We start from the raw sequence: 920 nt of genomic DNA on the forward strand, positions 1-920 counted from the left end.
CGGGCGGAGGGCGATGGGACTGCGGGGACGGCACCGCGCGGCGGAGCGCGTGCACGACGGACCGGCCGGCGGCGACGCGGCCGGGACCGGCCTGCGCGACGAGGCCGACGTGGCGCGCGCCTACGCCGCGCACGGCGCCGAGCTGCACCGCTTCGCGCTGCGCAGCCTCGGCGACGCCGCCGCCGCGCAGGACGTCGTGCAGGAGACGTTCCTGCGCGCCTGGCGGGCCGCGGACCGCTACGACCCGGCGCTGGCGAGCCTGCGGGTGTGGTTGTTCGCCATCGCCCGCAACGCCGTCCTCGACCACGTGCGTGCGGCGGGGGCGCGGCCCTGGCAGGGTGCGCTCGTGGCGGACGTGGCCGGTGCGGCCGGGGACGGGGCGGACCAGCCCGCCGAGGACCCCGGCGAGCGGCTGCTGCGCGGGTGGGTCGTGGAGGAGGCGCTGCGCCGGCTGTCCCCCGACCACCGCACGGCCATCGTGGAGACGTACCTGAAGGACCGTCCCCCGGGCGAGGTCGCCGCGGAGCTGGGCGTGCCCGTCGGCACCGTGCGCAGCCGGGTGTTCTACGGGCTGAAGGCGCTGCGGGTGGCGATGGACGAGATGGGGGTGGAGCCGTGAGCCGGTCGGGCGCCCACCGCGAGCTGCGCGAGCAGCTGGGCCTGTTCGCGCTGGGCCTGCTGCCGGCCGAGGAGGTGCCGCGGCTGCGCGCGCACCTGGACGGCTGCCCGGAGTGCCGGGCGGAGCTGGCGGACCTGGCGCCGCTGGCGCAGGACCTGCGCCTGGTCGACCCCGCCCGCCTGCCCGGGCCGCCCGCTCCCCCGCGCGCGCTGGGCGAGCAGGTGCTGGCCGCGGTCCGCGAGGAGTCGGTGCTGCGCCGGCACCGCGAGCGCCGGCGGGCCGGGTCGTGCCGTCCGCGGTG

2 protein-coding genes are annotated in these 920 nt (G+C 79.8%); both read left to right on the top strand.

Annotated features, from left to right (window positions below; all coding sequences use genetic code 11):
• Positions 1-13: 13 nt before the first annotated feature.
• The gene (locus GTQ99_RS23625; RefSeq protein WP_240898017.1) at positions 14-619 is read left to right on the top strand and encodes a sigma-70 family RNA polymerase sigma factor; all 606 of its coding nucleotides are present in this window, start codon (positions 14-16) and stop codon (positions 617-619) included.
• Positions 616-920, top strand: a 305-nt coding sequence (locus tag GTQ99_RS23630) for a zf-HC2 domain-containing protein (protein WP_205708127.1), incomplete at its 3' end; no start/stop codon positions are given. The genes GTQ99_RS23625 and GTQ99_RS23630, both read left to right, overlap by 4 nt.

Source organism: Kineococcus vitellinus, from assembly GCF_009906315.1.
GTDB lineage: Bacteria > Actinomycetota > Actinomycetes > Actinomycetales > Kineococcaceae > Kineococcus > Kineococcus vitellinus.

Bases quoted from the DNA above. Each gene is read 5' to 3' on its own strand.
- GTQ99_RS23625 (WP_240898017.1), top strand. From the start codon at position 14: ATGGGACTGCGGGGACGGCACCGCGCGGCGGAGCGCGTGCACGACGGA.